A 19,538-nucleotide genomic window follows, 5' to 3' on the forward strand; every position below is an offset into this window, starting at 1 on the left:
GAACCCTAGATTCATCTCACTGTAGAGATGGTCTCTTCTCTTTGAGAGACAACTTGTTGTGACAGCTTCTTGTCACAATGCGAAAAGGTGAACAAGGCCAATCTTTTTCTGATGGGTTTACAAAAAGGGGGCGATCCGATTTAGTGAGGGTAAGGGCCCGTCAAGAAATAAATGTTACAAGTTGACTCAGCGAGACGCAGCAAAATTAAGCTGAATGAGGAGCATCATTCCCAATAGGGAAGGGCGAAGAAGCTTAGTTTGGCAAAGTCGCAGCCAGTCAACTTGTGGCATTTATTTCTTGATGGACCCTAAAGGTAGGTGAGCGTGGATAAAGCGGTATGGTACTACATGTTGGGGGAGGAGAAGACGGGTCCGATCTCCCACGAGGAGTTGCAGGGGATGCTCGATCAGGGTGCGATCGAGCCGACTACGAAGGTGTGGACCGAGTCTTTAGGGGGTTGGCAGGCAATCTCTGATCTCGAACACTTTAATATGGCGACCCTCGATGAGACCCCAACGGTCACGGTCGAGAAGCAGGTCGAGTATGCCCGGGAGACCGATGAGGTAGGGGTGCGTCCTCACCCTTGGGTCCGTTTTTGGGCGCGGATGATCGACTATTCGTTATTCTTCTTGGTATTGGCCTTTTTGATCGGGGTTTTTGACATTGGTCTTGGGGCAGTGGGCTCCTTCTCGGGAATGGTGGCGCTCTTTTTGTGGACCTTCATCGAGGCGTTTTTTCTAAGCACTGTGGGTGCGACCCCCGGAAAATGGACGCTTAAGGTGACCGTGCGTGATGACAACCATCACAGGCTCTCTTTTTCAGAGGCGCTGAACCGGAGCTTTTCGGTCTGGTGGCTCGGAATGGGGACAGGGCTTCCCATTATTTCGCTTGTGACGATGATTGTAGCGGCGGTCAAGCTCAATAATACCGGAAAAACCACTTGGGATCGGAGGAGGGATGTCCGGGTTTTCCATGGAGACATCGGGATCGTTCGGACCTTAGTTGTCATCCTTTACTTTTTGTGTTATGCTTGGGCTATATCTTGGGGACAAATGCAAATGATGAATGTGCCACAATAATGACTGAAAAAAAAACACTTGGAGAAAACCAGTACCTCTACCAATTAAAGGTGCTGGAAGATAACTACACCTATGTCATCAGCTGGGATCAAAATGCCCTCGTGGTCGATCCTGGAGAGGGAGAACCCATTCTAAAACTCCTCGAGGAGGAGAACCTCACCCTCAAGAACATTTTGATCACCCACTACCATGACGATCACACCGGTGGCGTCGAGCTCTTAAAGAAAAAGACCGAGTGTCGTGTGATCGGCCCTGAAGATGAGCGGATCCCCGACCTCGACCAGTCGGTTGACGATGGGGAAGAGCTTCTTTTTGGTCCTTTTTCGATCGAGGTTTTTTCTACTCCAGGACACACCAAACCCCATCTCATCTATTTCTTCCGTGATCTTCACCTCCTGTTTACGGGCGATCTCCTCTTTACCGGGGGATGTGGCCGCCTCTTCGAGGGCACCCTCGAAGAGATGTGGAACTCCCTGGAAAAGGTCCTTGCTCTTCCCGATGATACGGCGATCTACTGTGGCCATGAGTATACCGTGGCTAACCTGGAGTTTGCGGCGACGGTGGAACCTGACAATGCCGCTCTTCAAAAAAGACTCGAAGAGGCGAAGAAAAAAGATGTTTCTGTTCCCTCCACCCTTGCCGAGGAAAAAGCAACCAACCCGTTCCTCCGCGTTCAGGAGGAAAGTCTCCAAAAAGGGGTAAATATGGTGGGGCAAGAGCCTGCTGCAGTCTTTGCGCACATCCGCGCGCTTAAAGACAATTTTTCACACTAAATGTTGGACAAATTTAAAGTTCAACTTTAGATCTGTCAATATTTAGTAAAGCCATTGTGGGCGCGGTGCCAGTTATACTGGACAGGGCGTCCTGTTTCAGGGTCGTGGCGGACCTGGATGGAGATATAGGGGTAGGGATGGCGATTATCGAGGTCCCGCCCTTCGGAGGCGAGATAGAGGGAGATCCCCACTTCTTTGTTGTACCAGGAGAGGGTCGATGTGGGAGCAAGGTGGGACGAGCGGCGCAGCGGCTCGGGGTAGTAGGAAAGAAGGAGATCGATTACCTCTTGGGGCCGATCCTCTAGCCCTTCAACATAGAAATCGACCTCGGCGCCGATGAGGTGTTTGGAGATCCGCGCTCCCTTAGAGGGATCGGCATAGAGATTATGGACAGGACACCGGTGGCCACAGGTGATGACCACCCGTCGGTCGAGCTTTGCTTGGATGTGGTTCAGGAGATCGATCAAGATGGGGTAGATGAACTCCTTTCCATCACGGAGCGGGAGAGAGTGGCGCTCGATGCCGCCGCAGTCGCGGTGGTAGACCATCTGCGAACCTCTAAAGATCTGAATGGGAGCATTCTCAATCTCTCCTCGACAGCGGAAAAACTCTTTGGTGATCCGAAGCTGGGAACCAACCCACCGCTTTTCCCAAGGGTAGGGCTCTTTTTTTTTCGGGGTGAGGGGAGAAAGGGCAAAGAACGTTTCATCAGATTGACGTTGAATGGGTGCGATCGTGAGGTTTTGCTCCCGAACCCGCTTTTCCTCCGACTGTTCTAAGCCGGAGCAGCCCATCAAACCGCTGAGAATAAGGAGCAAAAATAACCGGATGATCTTCATAGATTTCAGTATAGATGAGATTGCAAAAAAAATTCGAGCAAGATATGGCTAGGTTAGAAAGAGGTGGGGATGAAGAAGGTACTCATTATAGAGAAAGAGCTCTCGTCGCGGGAGCTTCTCATGGGGCTTCTAAAGGGAAAAGAGCTTCAGTTGTTTACCGTCGAAGACGGGACAGGTGCTTTAGAGCTTCTTAAAAAACGGTCCTTTGATCTCATTCTCAGCGATTTAAAAGGGATTAAAACCCTTGATCGTTCCAATCGTCGTCCTTTAAGTACCCCTCTTGTTCACCTCAGCGACTTGAATGACCCTCCTCTAAAGGGAATCGATCACATTTTGGAAAAACCCCTGACCATCCAAGCGGTGTCTACCTTACTGCTTAAGCTTTTAGCAGGGGCAAAACGGAAAAAAGCTGTCATTGCGGAAAGCCTCGCCATGAAAAAGATCTTAGCTCAAGTGGCTAAGATTGCGAAAAGTCACTCCAATGTCTTCATCAGTGGAGAGTCAGGAACGGGTAAAGAGGTGATAGCCAGTTTGATTCATGACCAGTCTCCCCGCATGGACCATCCTTTTATCCGGGTCAATTGCGCCGCCCTTCCCGATACCTTGATCGAATCAGAATTCTTCGGTCATGAAAAGGGAGCCTTCACCGGCGCTCTCCAAAAGAGAATTGGCCGCTTTGAGCGGGCTGACAAGGGGACTCTTCTCCTCGATGAGATCTCAGAGATCCCCACCTCTTTGCAAGCCAAGCTCCTCCGCGTCGTTCAGGAGCAAGAGTTTGAGCGAGTGGGGGGAACTGAGGCAATTCATGTCGATGTCCGTCTCGTCTCCACCTCCAATCGGAACATGAAGGAGGCGATTGGGGAAAAGACCTTCCGCGCCGATCTCTACTACCGCCTCAACGTCATCCCCATCTTCCTCCCTCCCTTGCGAGAAAGAAAAGAAGATATCGTTCCCCTTGCCAAATACTTCCTTGCTGAGGTGTGCGAAAGAAACCAAATCCCCCTCAAGACTTTATCTCCTGCAGCTGAAGAAAAGCTCCTTGCCTACGCATGGCCAGGGAATATCCGCGAACTCCGCAATGTGATTGAGCATGGGGTGGTGATGGACTACTCAGAAACCCTTGAAGATGAGCATCTCCTCATCGATCAGAAAGAGGTCTCTGATGAGATCTCCTGTGTCACTCTCAAAGAGCTTGAGAAGGAACATATCTTAAAAATCCTCGAGCAATATGGGGGGAACCGCACCCAAGCAGCAAAGGTTCTTGGGATCAGCGTCCGAACTCTCCGTAACAAACTGAATGCCTATAATTTTTAGCGATTTATGCGTGACCAAAATAACGACCATGTTATTTTAGTCATGACCAAAGCAATATAGCCGTTATTTTGGTCAGGATTTAAAACTTGGTCTCTCCTAAAATTTCAAGAAAAGAAGAATAGTAATGTAAATCCGGATTTACATTACCCATTTGGGGGTGATCGGGAGGGCAGATGAGGACCGGAGTGATCCTAGCTCTCTCAAGAGCGCGGATGCCGCGGAGGGCATCTTCAAAACCGAGCATTTTTTCCGATTTCCCAAGAATTTCGATTGCCTTGAGGTAGGCGTCGGGGGCTGGTTTGGGCTCAGCATAATCTTCACGGGTGATCCAGTGGGGAATTATGTTGAGAATGGGGAGATTTTGGCGGATCATTTCGGTTTGTCTTCTGGTCGAGTTGGTGACGACAGCGTGGGGGATGTTTGCTTCTTGAACTTTTTCGAGGATGGTTTCTGCTCCGGGCATCATCTCCAGACTTCCCTTTTCCAAAAGCTTGGCATACTCTCCCTTTTTTTGTTCATACAGGGCATCCCACCCCTCTTTTTCAACAAGAGCGGGAGCGTGGGCAGCGATCATCAGACGAAGTCCTTCCGAACTTTTGTGGGCAACGGCCGCAAAAGAGGGAAAGTCCCACGGAAAGTCGACCCCATGACTTTCAAGCATCTTTTGGTAGGCCTGGAAGTGGAGATGCTCGGTGTTGACAAGCAGCCCATCAAAGTCAAAAAAGATCGGGGAGTAATCTAGTATCCAACTCATATGACCATTTAGAGTTCAGTTGTACGATTTTTTCGTACAGGTGAATAGGTTATTTGCCGATGACTGGACTCGAACCAGCACTATATTGCTATAAGCAGATTTTGAATCTACCGTGTCTACCAATTCCACCACATCGGCACAAAGGAAAGAGGATACCCCGGAGTACTATCTAATGTCAAATGAGATGATTTTCGATTTTTTTCAGTAATAATCCACTTTTGCGAGAAAAAGCCCTTTTGGGGGGGCTGTAGGGCCAGCAAGGCGGCGGTCTTTGCTGGCAAGAATTTTTTGAATGCCTTCGGGGGGACGGCGCCTTGTCGCAACCTCTAGGAGGGTGCCGACCGTATTGCGGACCATTTTGTAGAGAAAGCCACTTCCCTCAAACTCGAGCCGGAAACCTCCTTCTTCGGGGGCAAAGTCGAGGCGGTAGAGGGTTTTGACAGGATCTTTGGAGCCACACCCACTCCCTGCAAAGGCTGAAAAGTCATGGGTCCCTAACAAGAGGGGAAGCGCTTTTTTAAGGAGCGCTTCATCGAAGTTGTGGGGAAGGCGGGTTTTAAACCGGTAATTAAAGGGGTCAGGAGCGGAAGAAAAGTGGTAGTAGTAGACCTTTTTTTTCACGCTGAAGCGGGCATGAAAATCGTTTGAGACGGGGACTACGTTATGGACCCGAATATCGGGAGGGAGGAGAGCGTTAAGGTCAGGGGGAGGTGTTTCTAAGGAGAAGTGGGCCACCTGGCAAAGGGCGTGGACCCCTGCATCGGTTCGCCCTGAACCGGTCACGGGACATCCCAACACTTTTTCAAGGACCGCTTGGATAGTTATGCGGTTGGGCTGCACCTGCCATCCCCCATAGTTTGTCCCGTCGTAACTCAGGGTCATCTTATACTTCATAGGGCGCTCGCAAGTTCGAGATCGGTGGGGGTGGTGATTTTCATCTGAGCACTTCCCATCACCACTTTCACAGGATGGCCTACAAGCTCTGCTAAGGCGACATCGTCGGTAAAGGTTTTTCCATTTGCAGCATTGAGCCCTGCTTCTAAAACAGTGCGGGCAAGAAGTTGGGGGGTAGCCATTTCATACAAGGAGCTCCGCTCCAGGGTCTTTTCCACAAAGCCCTTTTGATCAACCTCTTTGACCGTGTTTTTAGCGGGGTAGCCCAAAGCAGCGGCACCGACAGCGGTTCCCTCTTCTAGAAGTTTGAGCACCTCTTCTTGAGTGACGAAGGGGCGGGCTCCATCGTGGGTGAGGATGATCTCACCGGTTGTTTTTGCGAGGCCGTTTTCCATCGAGTCTTGCCGCTCTTTTCCAGGAGAGGCAAAGAGGGTCCCTTCTGGAAAAAGTGGCTGGAACTGTTCAGGACAGACGACCACGATTTCATCAATGGCATCGATGGCTTTAAAGGTTTCAAAGCTGTGGAGGGCAATAGGTTTTCCCTTTAGGGGAAGAAAGACCTTTGGGATAGGGGTTCCCATCCGGGTGCCGCGCCCTCCTGCTAGGAGGATTAAAGAAACTGTTTTCATGGAAGAGATTATAGAATATCAAGGAATTTTCCGCACCCCCCCCTAGGGAGGCGCGGAAGAAGCGTTTACGAAAGGTGATTGTTCACCTTTTTGGTCATGTCAAACATGTTGATCGCTCTTTTGCCACCAAAAACCTTAGCAAGTTTTTCATCAGGAATGATATTTCGGCGGTTATCGGGGTCTTGTCTTTTGTGCTTTTTAATGTAAGCCCAAAGTTTTTTTGTCACTTCAGTGCGAGGAAGTGGCCCTTTATCCCCTAGAACTGCAGCGAGCTCTTCGCTGATTTTCATAGGCTTCATAAATTTAGAATTCGCTTGTTTTTTAGCCATCTGGTGTTCTCCTTTACAAAATTGATTCCCCCACCGGGGGAACTTTTACATCCATTTGTATCCTCCCTGGGGATTTATAGTCAAAAAAAAAAGGAGGATCAGAGAAATTCTTGCCATTTTTCTCGTAGAAATGGCAAGTTGAGGGTATGAATCTTACGATCTGTGACAACTCTTTAATCGAAAGGCGGCAAAAACTTTTTTCGATCTTAGAAGCCCTTCAGAAGGCGGAAACCCTTGAGGAAAAGATTTCAGCGCTTGGCGTTAAGAAGACCTTTCCTTGGGTAGAGACTTTAGAAGAAGAGTACCTTGTTAAAGCAGCATTTGTCTGCGGACAAGAGGAAAGGCTTGAAAGTCTGGAGTCGTTACGCGTTTTAGAGAGCTTTTATGGCATTCTTAAGTACCACTACTTAGTTCTCACCCTCCTCTCGACAGAAAAAGAAGAGGCGCTTATACCCAAACAAGTTCAAGAATTGGGAGCTTGCCAAAGCCGGCGCTTCAGATTTAGTTCCCTCGAAGCAGTCCCCTATCGAGGAGATAGGGGCGATGCAGAGGGAGTTAAAGATGGGGATGCTGGCGCAGGCAAAAACCAATTCTTGAACTTGTTTGGGTATACCTTGCGCCCCCCTGAGGGGATCGACATCCGTAAGGAGGACGAGGTGGTCAAAAAGGCCATTTTAGAGGGGATTAAGCGGCAAGGGGAGATGGCTGAGGTTTATCCTGTTGGGGGAGCTGCCGATCGTTTAGAGCTCAAAGATGAAAAAACAGAAGAAGGACTCCCCGCTGCTCGCCTGATCTTTTTAGGAAAACCCCTCCTTGAAGGAGTCATTGCCGACCTTCAAGCGCGGGAGTACCTTCACTACAAGTTCTTTGGAAAACAGGTGACCACCCCGATCGTCATGATGACCTCCCATGTCAATCGGAACCATGCCCACATCCGCGCCATCTGTGCCCAAAATAAGTGGTTTGGCCGCCCTGAAGAGAGCTTCCGTTTTGCGACTCAACCCTTGGTTCCCACCTTTACCAAACAGGGAAAGTGGTGTCTCCAAAGGCAAGGAAAACTCCTCTTAAAGCCAGGAGGGCATGGCGCCCTTTGGAAACTCCTCGATCAAGAGGGGGTTTTTGCATGGCTTAAGAAACTCGGCAAGAAAAAAATGCTCGTCCGTCAGATCAACAACCCGATGGCGGCGATCGACTATGGCCTCCTCGCCTTTTTAGGATTGGGCCATGCCCAAGATAAAGCGTTTGGCTTTGCCTCCTGTCCCCGCCTTGTCAACGCTCACGAAGGGATGAATGTGGTCAAGGTTCAAGGTGAAGAAGAGGTTTTGACCAACGTCGAATATTGCGACTTTGAAAAACGGGGGATCGAGGATAAACCTTTTGAGCCGGGAGGAAGCCACTCCCGCTTTCCCTCCAATACCAATATCCTCTTTGCTGACATCGAAAAAATAGAAGAGGTGGTCCGAAAAAATCCCAACCCCGGCCTTCTCGTGAACTTTCGCAAAGGGCACCACTACCATAGTCCCAACCATAAAGAGCCGATTGCCCGCCTGGAAACGACGATGCAAAACATCGCCGACCACTTCCCCGCATCTGAGTCCTACCTGACCTTTAACAAAAGGCGAAAAACGATCTCAACGACCAAGCGGAAGTCAACGGCCAAAGGGGCTCTTTTAGAAACCCCCGAAGGGTGTTACTACGACTACATGCTCAATGCCCATGAGCTTCTGGGGGCCTACTGCAACATGGAGCTTCCCTCCTTCCCCGATGGGACCACTTTTGCAAAAGAAGGGCCTCCCTTCCTCTTTAGCTACCATCCTGCTCTGGGCCCTCTCTACTCCATCATTGGCAAAAAAATCCGTGGGGGCACACTCGCCAACGGGAGCGAGCTTCAGCTCGAAATTGCCGATCTCAATATCGAAAACCTCACCCTTGAGGGGAGCCTCCTCATCGATGCAACGAACATCATGGGACATCAAGAAGAGGGGCTTCTCCGCTACTCCGACCAAACGGGGCAGTGCATCTTAAAAAATGTGACGGTGAAAAATGAGGGGATCGACTGGGAAGAAGAGGACCATCTCTTTTGGAAACATGAGGTGAAGAGACGCTCAGCGCTCAAGGTTGTTCTCCATGGCCACTCTCAATTCATCGCCGAAAATGTGACCCTAAGAGGGGACTTAACGCTCGATGTGCCTCATGGAATGAAGATGACAGCAAAAGAAGAAAAGGGGCGGGTGAGCTTTATCATGGAGCCGCTTGATGGAGTGAGTTAAGACCTCCTCTTTACCTTTAAGGGTTTTATTGCTATTCTACTGTAAATTCAGGAGACTACCCATGAACGAAGAGATCAAAAATAAACTAAAAGATATCGACAGCCGCCTCATTCATATGTGGAGGTATCTTTGACTTAGAGGTCAAAGAAAAAGAGGTTGCCTCTCTTGAGAAAAAGATGGAAGAGGGGAACTTTTGGTCTGATAATGAGGCTGCCCAGAAGGTGATTGCCAAATGTAATCAACTGAAAGGGTGGACCGTTCCCTACCGCGATATTAAGAAAAGATTTGAAGCAGCCAAGGAATTTCTAGAAGAGGTCGATGAGGAAGACGAGCTCTATCACGACCTGGTCAAGGAGCTCCAAGAGATCGAAAAGGGACTCGAAGAGCTTGAGATCAAGAAGATGCTCTCTGGGGAGCTCGACAATAAGAGCTGCTACCTCAGTGTCAATGCAGGAGCGGGGGGAACCGAATCGTGCGACTGGGCCCAGATGCTCCTCCGGATGTACCAGAAGTGGGCCACCAAACGGGGATGGAAAGTCGAAGTCATTGAAAAGCTCGATGGAGAGGTCGCCGGCATTAAGAATGCCACTCTCCGCTTTACCGGCCCTTTTGCTTATGGCTATGCCAAAGCAGAAAAGGGGGTGCACCGCCTCGTTCGGATTTCCCCTTTCGATAGCAATGCTCGCCGCCACACCAGCTTTGTTTCGGTCGATGTGACCCCTGAGATCGAAGATGACATTCAGATTGAGATCCGTCCCGATGAGATCCGGATCGACACCTTCCGCGCCCAAGGGGCCGGGGGACAACATGTCAACACCACCGATTCAGCAGTGCGGATTACCCACATCAAAACAGGGATCGTTGTCTCCTGCCAAGGAGAGCGGAGTCAGTTGCAAAATAAAGAAACCTGTTTTAAAATGCTCCGTTCCAAGCTCTATGAAAAAGAGGTTTTGGAGCGGGAAGCCGCAGTGAAAAAGATGGGAGGGGAGAAAAAGGAAATCGCGTGGGGATCGCAGATCCGCAACTACGTCTTCCAACCCTACACCCTTGTGAAAGATACCCGGACCAAGTATGAAGAGGGAAATATCCAAGAGGTGATGGATGGAGAGATCGATGGATTTGTCAATGCCTACCTAAAGGAATTTAGTGAGTGAGCATATCTGACGAAAGTGACTACGACATCCGCTACTCGAATGAGAAAGATCACCCCTTCCTCCATAAATGGTTAGGGATGGACAGGGAGTGGTATCCCGTTTCCTCCGATAAAGATGTCGAGGGGATGAGTAAAAATTGGATCGGCTTTTACCGGTATGGAGCGAGTCTGACCGCCACCTATAAAGGGGATGTTGCAGGGATCGCCACCCTCTTTCTCATGCCTTATCGGAAGGTGATCCACCATTGCCTTCTCTACTTCATCGTCAACCCCGACCTTCGTGGACGGGGAGTGGGCTCCTCTCTCATCAAAAACATCACCCACCTCGGGCAAACCTACTTCCGCTTCGAATGGATGAACGCCGAGGTTTACGGCGGATGTCCCGCCATCCCCCTCCTAGAAAAAGCGGGCTATCAAGCGCAGTTTACCCAGGAAAAATTTATGAAAGATGAAGAGGGGAATTACCATCCACGGATCCTCTACCAAAAGGATTTTAATGGGAAATAAACCCCTTGTCACCTTTCGCCTGACCGAAGAAAAAGACCTTCCCCACTTTGTAGAGTGGCTCCTTCAACCAGGAGTTCTTGTGGGCTTTCCCATGACCGACCAGCGGGAAGTTGAAGATGCTGTCCGTCTTTGGAAGGGGTATATTGAAAAGGGGGTTTCGATCACCGCCCTCTACAAAAAAGAGCCAGTGGGTGCCGCCAATCTCTATATCCAAGATGTTAAAAAGCTTGCCCATCAAGCCCTTTTTGTCATTATCGTCGATGAAAAATATCGGGGCAAAGGGATTGGGACCCTCCTCCTCAAGGAGCTGACTAAACTGGCTCAAAAGCGAGGTGTCGAAATCATCCATCTTGAGGTGTACGAGAAGAACCCCGCCGTCCGCCTTTACGAGCGGATGGGCTTTAAAGAGTATGGAAGGCACCCCCACTATCTCAAAGATATTCAAGGAAACTACTACGACAAAATCTTAATGGAGAAAACAATCAGTGGCCGGACATAGTAAATGGGCAAATATTAAGCATAAAAAAGAGCGGGCCGATGCCAAGAAGGGGAAGATTTTTTCCCGGGTGGCCAAAGAAATTATCAGCGCTGTCAAGCAAGGGGGCCCCGACCCCAAAGCCAATACCAAGCTCCGCCTTGCCCTCCAAAAAGCCAAGGCAGCCAACGTCCCTTCCGATGTGATCGACCGGAACATTAAAAAAGCGGCCAGCGCCGACCAAGCAGACTTTACCGAGGTGACCTATGAGCTCTATGGCCATGGGGGCGTCGGGATTATCGTCGATGCGATGACCGACAACAAGAACCGGACCGCTTCCGACATGCGGATTGCAACCAATAAAAAGGGGGGAACGATCGCCTCTCCCGGCTCTGTCGCCTTTAACTTTGAGCGGAAAGGGGTGATCCAAATTGGGAAGGACCAAGGGGAGGAAGAGGAGCTCTTTATGCAGGCGACCGAAGCGGGCGCTGACGACTTTGAGGGGGCCGATGAGACCTTTATCGTGATAACTCCGCCTGAAAGGCTCTATGAGGTGAAGGAAAAGCTCGAAGCAGCTGGAATAGCAGCTCAAAATGCCACACTCGAGATGATCCCCAAGACGACGGTGGACTGTGACCAGGATACAAGAGAAGCAAATCAGGCCCTCATCGACTTTTTAGAAGGGCTGGATGATGTTGACTCAGTCTTTCATAACATGTCGGAATAGACCTAACATTATTCGCTGATAAGCAATGTCTTCACCAACTAAACTCCGATCTTCCCGGTATTTGATGACTTTTTGCGTAAGTGAAGGAGCGTAGATATTGTAGTGACCAATACCATAAAGGAACGTGTCTTCACCGCTGACAATCATCGATCCAACAACTCGGACAAGCTCACTTAAAGAATCTTTGTCTAGGTCAATCGGCTCGATATTCCACCTATCGGTCTTAGGATAAGTTTCATTATATGCCGTTATAAACTCAAAGAGATTGTTCAAGGTGATGTTTTCAGAGTTACCATAGAAAGGGGCAAGAACTGTTTGAAAAGCAGCTCTATTGTTAAAAAAATCTTTTGATAATTCGATTGCTTGGTAGTATTTAGGAGTATATTCTTCAAATTTGACTCCCGCTATAGAGACGATTTTTCCTTGCTTGATATCCAAGTCAGTGAATTCAGTGTCATCAAGCTCTTTAGCTTCTGAGGTGCCATAAACTGTGTTATAGACTTTCTCTCCAATCCAGCTAGTCCAGCTCTGTTGTGCTTTATCTAATGTTATAGTCATTATTGCCTACTTATTAAGTATTTTTATAATTAATAATTATAACACAAATGTTTTTAAAAAATAATAATAAAAATTAATTTAATTATGTGGTTTGAGAGATAAATTTATGCTCGCTAGAGCCATTAGGTTTAAGACTTACAACGAGTTTATGGTCCTTGAACTCATGAGGAACATGAGCTCCTCGGTTCCAGAGACTTTTTGTCAGTTTTGCAGGCTTTGAGCTGGAGGTGATCCACTTGTGCCAGTTATCTAAAGTGATTCCCATAATGGTTTTTTTCTTTCCAAATTCATCAAAAGCGCTAATTTTTTTATAATGATTCAAGACGCTGTAATCTGTGCCTAATGTCGTATTTTCGAACCGAGTTAGGTGGGGTTTAGCCCTAAGTTGGGGGTGGCCACTCTTTAACCGTTGAACGATGCGGAAGTCGATCTTGACTCTAGATTGAAGCTTTTCAGGAGTCTTTTTGAAGTCTTCTTGTAAATGCCTTCCTAAGAAGGTTCCTGCAGGATAAAGAGGAACGATATCGGCAATTTCTGCGATGTGGTCAAGGGTAAGGTTTATATCGAGATTATCCATAAGCTCAATATTATCCTTGATAAAAGTGGCAAATATGGTATCGTCTTTCTCACTGACTTTTAATGGGCTATGGGTATAAACCGTGAAGTCAGAGATAAAGATCCGGTTTTCTTTAGCGGTGTAGGTGACGGCGTCATGCGCAGCATCATACCCACCCAAGCTGTTTCCAATTGAAGCAAGGGGGCGAGGTTTTTTGCCTGCTAAAAGATCCTCAAAACGCTCCCAGTCATCTTTGCCATAATACCCCTTTAAGAGTTCGAGGTAGAAATGGAAATAGGCCTCGCCTTCCCTAAATTGTGAGTAAGCGCCTTCAAGCCATATTTTTGTGTTATTATCAACCTTTTCCAGGAGCCTTGCATGTACTTTATCAAAGCTCTTTTCCCCCTCTCCATTTTGTAGGTGAGCTGCAAGATAGGCAAGAGGAAGTGGCAATGTAAATTCACTAAAGAACTTTTTGTCTTCTACTTTGGTCGTATCGCTGTAGAGTTCCCCTGGAGTTGCCGATGCATCGCGTGTGAGAGTAGGGCGTCCTCTTTGGGCATAACCATCCTTACTGGTATCACGTGGAGCACGGATAACAAGAATGGTGGGGTCATCGCTAATAGGTCTAAAAACATACCAGAACTTTCCAAAACCAGAGTCAACCCCTTGCTCAACCCGGTAGTAAATGGTATTCCCCTTCTTATCCTTATAGGGAGAAGGGATAATCGCTCCAACGCGCCAAGTTCCATCAGACCCTTTTCGCATCAAGTGTTTTTTAACGACTACTTTGGTGAGCATCTCAAAGAAGAAACGATCAAGTGTTTGTCGTCCTTCTGGAGTGCTTTGATCGACGTTGCCTCTAGAGAAGGGGTTTTTTAAGAGCTGATAGACCTGAAGGAGCTCTTGCTGGTCCACCCAGGGGCGGAAAGTATCTCGGTCTTCGATGTCCTTATTATAAGAACCTCCAATCACCTTACCAAACTCGCGCCCTGTGTAAAGCCTTCCCCAATCTTCACTGGGAGTTTCTAGGATCTGCATTAGGGTGGCGAAGCTCTCTTCATAGGTTTGCGTTTTAATAGCTTCTAGATTGATTTCTAGTTTTTCTACGGCTCTTTTTTCTCGACCTGTAAGTGGTTCATTGTCCTTTATTCTTTTGTAAAGATTGCTGGTATCTTTATCTTCAATATTGTTCATCCCAATGTTGAAGAAGTAGACATGGCGAGGTTCTAAGGGGGTGCTTGTTTTAATCATTTCATCTAAGCTAAACCCATAGGTTTTTTCAATTTGCTTGACCTTATCAGCACCACATTCGCTTTCTAGAAACTTTTTGTATTCTTGAATTGTTGATTGGTTTTGATTATACCAATTCTTGAGCTTACCGAAGTTAAAGAAAAAGAGATAAATAATCTGTGGGAGAGAGTACCCTTCAGAGATCCGGAGCTTGCTATCCTCAAAGACAAGGCGGGGACGCTTTTCAAACCATCCTCGATTCAGGTCGAGCTGCTCCACTTTTTTTGAGCCATAAAATTTGGTGGCCGCCTGGGTATAGGCATCTTGATAATATGAGTTAGAGGAAGAGCTCTGAAAACTGAGTTTTCGGAGTTGGTCTAATTTCGTGGGCTGTGCGAGGTAGTGGGATAGCCCATCTGTAATTGTGTTAATAGCTGATAAGGACATCATTCCCCCCTTAATAACTATATTATACCATATGTTTAATTAAATTTAAATAGTTTAAATAAAATTTATTATGATTTAATAAGCTGTGAGATGCGAATAAATGCGGTTAGAAGGGTTAACCCCATGAAAATAAGGGCCAAAGGGGTGAAAAACTGAGGAGCTAGGATCATGAGGCTAAAGAAGATAAATGCCTCAGCCCGCTCCATCAGTCCGGGGCTATAGTGGAAGCTCTTGCTCGACTGGTTTTCTTGGAAAATTCCCACCACTAGGAAGGTGGTCACGCACAGAAAGACACTCCCGAGCATGAGAAGGGATATAAGCCCTCTACTATCAGGGGCATAGAGGTGGAGGCCGAGTAGAATGGCCCATTCGACAAGGCGGTCGGAAACGGTGTCGAGGACAGCCCCTTTAGGGGAGGTGAGGGTGCGATGGCGAGCCAGCGCGCCGTCGAGAGTGTCGAAAAAGCCGGTGGCGGTAAGGAGGAGGAGGGCGGCAAATGAGGCGTGGAGGTAGAGGCAAAGGGGAATGAGGAGGCCGGTGAGGGTGGCGAGGAGGGTGATCCAGCCAGGGCGGATTTGGGCAAGGCGGGGAAGAAGGGGCGCGATGAGAAGGCGGTCGTAGGTGGGCCTAAGGCTTTTCTCTAGCATTTTTTAATCGTCGCACGAAAGTGGGAATTAAAGCAAAAAGGGCGAGGAGAATGAGGGCAAGGCGGATCTCGATATTGAGGACCGACTTGATCGAAAACTCTTTTCCTTGATCAAAGATGGCGCCGAGGCCACTTCCCGCCTGCGTATAGACATAGGCACCGGGGATGATCCCAATAAAGGTGGTCCAGAGATAGGTGCGGGTCTTCACATTGAAGAAGGAGGGGGCAAGGTTAACGAGCCAAAAGGGAAAGAGGGGGATGAAGCGGAGGAAAAGGAGGTAGCTAGTCGCATTTTTTTGGAAGCCCGCTTCCATTTTAGAGAGGAAGGGACCTGCTTTTTTCTTGAGGAGATCGCCAAGGGCGGTCCGAGCAGCCAAGAAGATGAAGGTTGCCCCAATGGTGGCGGCAATGGTGACATAGAAGGTGCTTAAGGGAACGCCGAAGAGGAAGCCTCCGATGAGAGAAAGGACCGCTCCTGCGGGAATCGAAAGGGTCACGGTGACGATATAGATGAGGATAAAGAGAAAGGGAGCAAGCATAGGATAATGGGCGATGTAGGTGAGGAGTTTTTCTCGGTGTTCTTTGATATTATCGAAGGTGAGGTAGTCGGTGAGCCCTGAAAAGTAGGCAATGAGCATGAGGATCACGATGATGGTGAGGGGGATCCATTTTTTCATTGGGGTTATTCCTCCATATTTTCTATATAGAAAATATGAACGTAGAAAGAAAGCGCCTTTTAGAAAATGATAAGCGGACCAAGTATTGGAAACGGTGGGGTCCCTACTTGGCAGAGCGGCAGTGGGGAACCGTTCGAGAAGATTATAGCGAAGATGGTGATGTATGGAACTCGTTTCCTTATGAGATGGCGTTGGAGCGGGCCTACCGGTGGGGAGAAGATGGAATCGGGGGCATTTGTGATACCCACGCCCGCCTCTGTTTAGCCTTTAGCTTTTGGAATGGGGAGGATCCTTTCATCAAGGAGCGGATGTTTGGTCTCGCCAACCCGGAGGGAAACCATGGGGAGGATGTGAAGGAGTGTTACTACTACCTCGACAATACCCCTACCCACTCCTACATGAAGTATCTCTATAAATATCCCCAGGTGGAGTTTCCTTACGAGGCTCTGCGGAAGGTCAACGGGAGCCGGACCCAAGATGAGCCGGAGTATGAGCTTGTCGATACAGGGGTTTTTGATCATGACCGCTATTATGATATCTTCATCGAATATGGGAAAAAAAGTCCCACCGATATCGCGATCCGCCTCACCATTTTCAATCGGGGAGATGAGGAAAAAAAACTCCACATCCTCCCCACTTTTTGGGCCCGCAATACCTGGTTTAAAGAGGGGGTCGAAAAGCCCACCTTGAAAGGAGAAGGCTCGCTGATCGCAGCCGACCATCCGGAGCTGGGTCAATGGTTCCTCTATGGGGATGAACCGAAGGAGCTCCTCTTTACCGAAAATGAGTCGAAAGAAAAGGGGGGATACACCAAGGGGGGAATTAACGCCTACTTGGTTCATGGCGAAAAAGGAGCTATAAACCCAGAGCAGGTGGGAACGAAGGGGGCATTTCATTATGAGCTCACCATTCCCCCGGGAGAGTCGAGAGAGGTCCACCTCCGCCTGTGCACCGATAAGGAGCTTAAACACCCCACCGATGAGGTGACTAAAACATTAAAGGTCCGTTGCCGAGAGGCCGAAGAGTTTTATGGAGAGCTCATTCCCACCTCTCTTTCCGACGAGCACCGGATGATTGCTCGGCAGGCCTGCGCTGGAATGCTGTGGAACAAGATGTATTATAACCTTGTGATTCCCAGTTGGCTCAAAGGAGATCCCGACTTTTCTCCTCCCCTTCCTCCCCATGACCCTGACACCGCGCGTAATAGCGAGTGGCTCCATCTGCACTCCGACGATGTGGTGTCCACTCCCGACAAGTGGGAGTTTAACATGTTTTTCTCGTGGGACACCGCCTTTCATGCCCTGCCCCTTTCCGCCCTCGATCCCTCATATGCCAAACACCACCTCAACCTCCTGACCCAAGAGTGGTATATGCACCCCAACGGGATGCTCCCCGCCTATGAATGGAATTTTTATGATGTCAACCCGCCGGTTCATGCATGGGCGACGCTGAGGACCTTTAAGATCGACAAAAAGCAAAATGGAGCAGGGGACTACACCTTTCTAGAGCAGGTTTTCCAAAAGCTCCTCCTCAACTTTACCTGGTGGGTCAATCGGAAAGATCACGCGGGGAAAAACATCTTCCAGGGGGGCTTTTTAGGGCTCGATAATATCAGTGTCTTTAACCGAAGCGCTGAACTTCCCGCCGGCTCGACCCTTTACCAGTCCGATGCGACGAGCTGGATGGGGATGTTTTGCCTCAATATGCTTGCCATCTCTTTTGAGCTCTCTTTAAAAGATGTGGCTTACCAGGGAATGGCCAATAAGTTTTACAACCACTTTCTCCTTATTGCCGATGCCATTAACTACTCCGCCGATCGGTCCCACCCCTTATGGAATGAGGAAGATGGCTTTTACTACGATGTCCTAAAAATGGCAGATGGGGAGGAGCATCCCCTAAAAGTGCGTTCCCTTGTGGGACTCATGCCCCTTCTTGCCGTGACCACTATCGAAGCGGAGACTTTGGAGAAAATGCCCCTCTTCAGAAAAAAGATGGAGTGGTTTTTACACCACCGCCACGACCTTTGTGATAAAGTGGCCTGCATGAAAACCCCCGGTATGAATGAGAGGCGGATACTTTCTATTGTCAATCAGGAAAAGCTAGTGAAACTCTTGAGCGTCATGCTCGATGAAAACCAGTTTCTCAGCACTTATGGGATCTGTTCGATCTCAAAGTGTCATGAAGAAACTCCCTTTAGCCTCACCCTGGATGGAAAAACTTTTACCGTTGATTATGAGCCAGGGGAGTCAAAAAGCCGCCTTTTTGGAGGGAACTCTAACTGGCGGGGGCCCATCTGGTTTCCTCTCAACATCCTCCTCATCGAAGCGCTCCAAAAGTATCACTACTATTATGGGGATGAGCTCAAGGTCGAATGTCCCACCGGCTCGGGGAATTTTATGAACCTTTGGGATGTGGCAGCTGAGATCGCGCAGCGCCTCGTCCGCATCTTCGAGAAAAACGAAGAGGGAAAACGGCCTGTCTTTGGCGACTATGCAAAATTTCAATCAGAGCATTTCCAAGACCACCTTTTTTTTCATGAATACTTTCATGGCTGCTCAGGAAAAGGGCTCGGCGCCAGCCACCAAATGGGATGGACCGGGTGCGTCGCCAAGCTGATCAAGCAGCTCGGCGAGTATGGCCATTTGTAAAGCGGCTTTACATCTACTAAAAAGCAAAGTCTACAGAGAATTCGGGGAATAGATTTTTGACTTTTGCTATAACGGCAAGAGTTGCATTGCACTTTCTTTCTAGTCTTTGATAACTATAGAGATTACTCATCCCAAGCTTTTTTGCTGCTTGCTTTTGGGTCATTTTACGTTTAATCCGATGATACCGCACCATAAAGGCAAAAGCGATTTCTGGATCGACAGCAACTTGAACAAGTTTTTTTGACCGGTCTAACTTATCGTTAGGAAGGGGAGCGAGGAAAGTAGATCCAGAGGGTTCATCAAGATAGAGATTAAGCGCTTCTTCCATATTGCTTTGCAACTCTTTCAGTGTATTACCTTGTGTAACACATCCTTCAAGCTCCACACATTCGGCCCAGTAACCACGAGTTTCTTTATGAACTTTGAAATGGTAATGCATTACTTAACTCCTTTCAAAACTTTTAATAAAGACTTCTCCAGTCCCTTCTTTAACTCTTTATGAAAAGGAATCGTAATTGTTAGGTTTCCTTTCCGTACTTTACGATGACTTCCCTTTCCTTGTCCTTTTATTTCTTCAAATCCCTTCTTTTTAAATAGCTTAAGCATTTCTTTGCCACTATAAGGCATTGCTCTATATCCTTCTTAACTTCATAATACCAACTTTAGTTGGTTTTTATCCAGAAAAAAATTCCCATAAACATAAATAACCAAAAAACAATCCCTTATGAGCCAATTGCAAAATTACTGATTAATCGATTTTTGGAAGATTTTTGCAAATTTTAGGCCTTGTTCACCTTTACAGGTAAAAAGTTCGCACATTTATCGGTGGTATATGTAAGAAAGATACGTCGGGGGCGGGGCCCCTCGCTGCCCCCTTGAAGCCGTGGGCACTTCACGACGCAGCTTTTCTTCGCCTTCGGCTCTGAAGCTGCGTAGGTTCAGTGTTTTTTTTTGTTAAGCTGAAAGTCAAACCAAAGCGAATATGGTAAGTGGCTAAAAAACTGAAAAAAGGAGACTTACTGCTTGGTA

At 48.1% G+C, this 19,538-nt stretch carries 20 protein-coding genes and 1 tRNA gene; 9 read left to right on the top strand and 12 right to left on the bottom strand.

The window, feature by feature from the left end; translation table 11 throughout:
• Positions 1 to 324: 324 nt before the first annotated feature.
• Entirely contained in the window at positions 325 to 1,080 is a 756-nt protein-coding gene (locus tag NEPTK9_RS06610) for an RDD family protein (protein WP_194848047.1), read from the top strand.
• Positions 1,080 to 1,853, top strand: a complete 774-nt coding sequence (gene gloB / locus NEPTK9_RS06615) for a hydroxyacylglutathione hydrolase (protein ID WP_194848048.1) — start codon at positions 1,080 to 1,082, stop codon at positions 1,851 to 1,853. The genes NEPTK9_RS06610 and gloB overlap by 1 nt, the downstream gene beginning before the upstream one ends.
• Before the next feature lie 35 nt (positions 1,854 to 1,888).
• Here the strand turns inward: gloB and NEPTK9_RS06620 are convergent, their stop codons facing one another.
• Complete coding sequence (locus NEPTK9_RS06620) at positions 1,889 to 2,692, bottom strand: D-Ala-D-Ala carboxypeptidase family metallohydrolase (protein ID WP_194848049.1); 804 nt, start codon at positions 2,690 to 2,692, stop codon at positions 1,889 to 1,891.
• A 69-nt stretch (positions 2,693 to 2,761) separates the two neighbouring features.
• On the opposite strand from NEPTK9_RS06620, the gene NEPTK9_RS06625 reads away from it, so the two are divergent.
• A complete protein-coding gene (locus NEPTK9_RS06625) occupies positions 2,762 to 4,006 on the top strand; it encodes a sigma-54-dependent transcriptional regulator (protein ID WP_194848050.1) in 1,245 nt (414 codons plus the stop codon).
• Positions 4,007 to 4,085: 79 nt separating this feature from the next.
• Here NEPTK9_RS06625 and NEPTK9_RS06630 read toward each other — a convergent pair whose 3' ends face one another.
• The 5 genes from NEPTK9_RS06630 to NEPTK9_RS06650 all read right to left on the bottom strand — a co-directional run bounded on the left by NEPTK9_RS06630 (position 4,086) and on the right by NEPTK9_RS06650 (position 6,612).
• Positions 4,086 to 4,760 carry an HAD family hydrolase gene (locus NEPTK9_RS06630; RefSeq protein WP_194848051.1) on the bottom strand — a complete coding sequence of 225 codons (675 nt, stop codon included), beginning with the start codon at positions 4,758 to 4,760 and terminating at the stop codon, positions 4,086 to 4,088.
• A 54-nt stretch (positions 4,761 to 4,814) separates the two neighbouring features.
• A tRNA-Leu gene (locus NEPTK9_RS06635) sits at positions 4,815 to 4,898 on the bottom strand.
• Between the two features lie 63 nt (positions 4,899 to 4,961).
• Complete coding sequence (gene truA / locus NEPTK9_RS06640; protein WP_194848052.1) at positions 4,962 to 5,654, bottom strand: tRNA pseudouridine(38-40) synthase TruA; 693 nt, start codon at positions 5,652 to 5,654, stop codon at positions 4,962 to 4,964.
• Positions 5,651 to 6,283 (bottom strand): 2-C-methyl-D-erythritol 4-phosphate cytidylyltransferase, encoded by a 633-nt coding sequence (ispD, locus tag NEPTK9_RS06645; protein WP_194848053.1) that lies wholly within the window; start codon positions 6,281 to 6,283, stop codon positions 5,651 to 5,653. Before ispD ends, truA begins: the two co-directional genes overlap by 4 nt.
• Positions 6,284 to 6,348: 65 nt before the next feature.
• Positions 6,349 to 6,612, bottom strand: a complete 264-nt coding sequence (locus tag NEPTK9_RS06650; protein ID WP_194848054.1) for an SWIB/MDM2 domain-containing protein — start codon at positions 6,610 to 6,612, stop codon at positions 6,349 to 6,351.
• A gap of 146 nt (positions 6,613 to 6,758) precedes the next feature.
• On the opposite strand from NEPTK9_RS06650, the gene NEPTK9_RS06655 reads away from it, so the two are divergent.
• From NEPTK9_RS06655 to NEPTK9_RS06675, 5 genes are all read left to right on the top strand, one after another.
• Positions 6,759 to 8,882 carry a UTP--glucose-1-phosphate uridylyltransferase gene (locus tag NEPTK9_RS06655; RefSeq protein WP_194848055.1) on the top strand — a complete coding sequence of 708 codons (2,124 nt, stop codon included), beginning with the start codon at positions 6,759 to 6,761 and terminating at the stop codon, positions 8,880 to 8,882.
• A gap of 61 nt (positions 8,883 to 8,943) precedes the next feature.
• Positions 8,944 to 10,036 (top strand): peptide chain release factor 2 gene (gene prfB / locus NEPTK9_RS06660; RefSeq protein ID WP_228547066.1). Its coding sequence is split into 2 segments (ribosomal slippage): positions 8,944 to 9,012 and positions 9,014 to 10,036, totalling 1,092 coding nucleotides; the frame shifts between segments, so codons are not numbered across the junction.
• Complete coding sequence (locus tag NEPTK9_RS06665; RefSeq protein WP_194848056.1) at positions 10,033 to 10,542, top strand: GNAT family N-acetyltransferase; 510 nt, start codon at positions 10,033 to 10,035, stop codon at positions 10,540 to 10,542. Before prfB ends, NEPTK9_RS06665 begins: the two co-directional genes overlap by 4 nt.
• Complete coding sequence (locus tag NEPTK9_RS06670; protein WP_194848057.1) at positions 10,532 to 11,041, top strand: GNAT family N-acetyltransferase; 510 nt, start codon at positions 10,532 to 10,534, stop codon at positions 11,039 to 11,041. The genes NEPTK9_RS06665 and NEPTK9_RS06670 overlap by 11 nt, the downstream gene beginning before the upstream one ends.
• Positions 11,028 to 11,744, top strand: coding sequence for a YebC/PmpR family DNA-binding transcriptional regulator (locus NEPTK9_RS06675; protein WP_194848058.1), 717 nt, complete (start codon positions 11,028 to 11,030; stop codon positions 11,742 to 11,744). The genes NEPTK9_RS06670 and NEPTK9_RS06675 overlap by 14 nt, the downstream gene beginning before the upstream one ends.
• Here the strand turns inward: NEPTK9_RS06675 and NEPTK9_RS06680 are convergent.
• The 4 genes from NEPTK9_RS06680 to NEPTK9_RS06695 form a co-directional block, all read right to left on the bottom strand.
• Positions 11,718 to 12,302 carry a hypothetical protein gene (locus NEPTK9_RS06680; protein WP_194848059.1) on the bottom strand — a complete coding sequence of 195 codons (585 nt, stop codon included), beginning with the start codon at positions 12,300 to 12,302 and terminating at the stop codon, positions 11,718 to 11,720. The genes NEPTK9_RS06675 and NEPTK9_RS06680 overlap by 27 nt on opposite strands.
• An 82-nt stretch (positions 12,303 to 12,384) precedes the next feature.
• Positions 12,385 to 14,541: a hypothetical protein gene (locus NEPTK9_RS06685; RefSeq protein ID WP_194848060.1), complete on the bottom strand. Its 2,157-nt coding sequence runs from the start codon at positions 14,539 to 14,541 to the stop codon at positions 12,385 to 12,387.
• Positions 14,542 to 14,606: 65 nt separating this feature from the next.
• Positions 14,607 to 15,185 carry a CDP-alcohol phosphatidyltransferase family protein gene (locus tag NEPTK9_RS06690; RefSeq protein ID WP_194848061.1) on the bottom strand — a complete coding sequence of 193 codons (579 nt, stop codon included), beginning with the start codon at positions 15,183 to 15,185 and terminating at the stop codon, positions 14,607 to 14,609.
• Positions 15,166 to 15,861 (bottom strand): TVP38/TMEM64 family protein, encoded by a 696-nt coding sequence (locus tag NEPTK9_RS06695; protein WP_194848062.1) that lies wholly within the window; start codon positions 15,859 to 15,861, stop codon positions 15,166 to 15,168. Before NEPTK9_RS06695 ends, NEPTK9_RS06690 begins: the two co-directional genes overlap by 20 nt.
• A gap of 35 nt (positions 15,862 to 15,896) precedes the next feature.
• Between NEPTK9_RS06695 and NEPTK9_RS06700 the strand changes: the two genes are divergently transcribed.
• A complete protein-coding gene (locus tag NEPTK9_RS06700) occupies positions 15,897 to 18,509 on the top strand; it encodes an MGH1-like glycoside hydrolase domain-containing protein (RefSeq protein ID WP_194848063.1) in 2,613 nt (870 codons plus the stop codon).
• Positions 18,510 to 18,525: 16 nt separating this feature from the next.
• Here NEPTK9_RS06700 and NEPTK9_RS06705 read toward each other — a convergent pair whose 3' ends face one another.
• Positions 18,526 to 18,948: a type II toxin-antitoxin system HicB family antitoxin gene (locus NEPTK9_RS06705; RefSeq protein WP_194848064.1), complete on the bottom strand. Its 423-nt coding sequence runs from the start codon at positions 18,946 to 18,948 to the stop codon at positions 18,526 to 18,528.
• Positions 18,948 to 19,115, bottom strand: coding sequence for a type II toxin-antitoxin system HicA family toxin (locus NEPTK9_RS06710; protein WP_194848065.1), 168 nt, complete (start codon positions 19,113 to 19,115; stop codon positions 18,948 to 18,950). The genes NEPTK9_RS06705 and NEPTK9_RS06710 overlap by 1 nt, the downstream gene beginning before the upstream one ends.
• Between the last annotated feature and the right edge of the window lie 423 nt (positions 19,116 to 19,538).

It is taken from the genome of Candidatus Neptunochlamydia vexilliferae, assembly GCF_015356785.1.
GTDB lineage: Bacteria > Chlamydiota > Chlamydiia > Chlamydiales > Simkaniaceae > Neptunichlamydia > Neptunichlamydia vexilliferae.

Excerpts from the sequence above, each read along its gene's own strand:
- gloB (WP_194848048.1), top strand. The coding sequence starts at position 1,080 with ATGACTGAAAAAAAAACACTTGGAGAAAACCAGTACCTCTACCAATTA.
- NEPTK9_RS06620 (WP_194848049.1), bottom strand. The coding sequence starts at position 2,692 with ATGAAGATCATCCGGTTATTTTTGCTCCTTATTCTCAGCGGTTTGATG.
- NEPTK9_RS06625 (WP_194848050.1), top strand. The coding sequence starts at position 2,762 with ATGAAGAAGGTACTCATTATAGAGAAAGAGCTCTCGTCGCGGGAGCTT.
- NEPTK9_RS06630 (WP_194848051.1), bottom strand. The coding sequence starts at position 4,760 with ATGAGTTGGATACTAGATTACTCCCCGATCTTTTTTGACTTTGATGGG.
- truA (WP_194848052.1), bottom strand. The coding sequence starts at position 5,654 with ATGAAGTATAAGATGACCCTGAGTTACGACGGGACAAACTATGGGGGA.
- ispD (WP_194848053.1), bottom strand. The coding sequence starts at position 6,283 with ATGAAAACAGTTTCTTTAATCCTCCTAGCAGGAGGGCGCGGCACCCGG.
- NEPTK9_RS06650 (WP_194848054.1), bottom strand. The coding sequence starts at position 6,612 with ATGGCTAAAAAACAAGCGAATTCTAAATTTATGAAGCCTATGAAAATC.
- NEPTK9_RS06655 (WP_194848055.1), top strand. The coding sequence starts at position 6,759 with ATGAATCTTACGATCTGTGACAACTCTTTAATCGAAAGGCGGCAAAAA.
- NEPTK9_RS06670 (WP_194848057.1), top strand. The coding sequence starts at position 10,532 with ATGGGAAATAAACCCCTTGTCACCTTTCGCCTGACCGAAGAAAAAGAC.
- NEPTK9_RS06680 (WP_194848059.1), bottom strand. The coding sequence starts at position 12,302 with ATGACTATAACATTAGATAAAGCACAACAGAGCTGGACTAGCTGGATT.
- NEPTK9_RS06685 (WP_194848060.1), bottom strand. The coding sequence starts at position 14,541 with ATGATGTCCTTATCAGCTATTAACACAATTACAGATGGGCTATCCCAC.
- NEPTK9_RS06690 (WP_194848061.1), bottom strand. The coding sequence starts at position 15,185 with ATGCTAGAGAAAAGCCTTAGGCCCACCTACGACCGCCTTCTCATCGCG.
- NEPTK9_RS06695 (WP_194848062.1), bottom strand. The coding sequence starts at position 15,861 with ATGAAAAAATGGATCCCCCTCACCATCATCGTGATCCTCATGCTCATT.
- NEPTK9_RS06700 (WP_194848063.1), top strand. The coding sequence starts at position 15,897 with ATGAACGTAGAAAGAAAGCGCCTTTTAGAAAATGATAAGCGGACCAAG.
- NEPTK9_RS06705 (WP_194848064.1), bottom strand. The coding sequence starts at position 18,948 with ATGCATTACCATTTCAAAGTTCATAAAGAAACTCGTGGTTACTGGGCC.
- NEPTK9_RS06710 (WP_194848065.1), bottom strand. The coding sequence starts at position 19,115 with ATGCTTAAGCTATTTAAAAAGAAGGGATTTGAAGAAATAAAAGGACAA.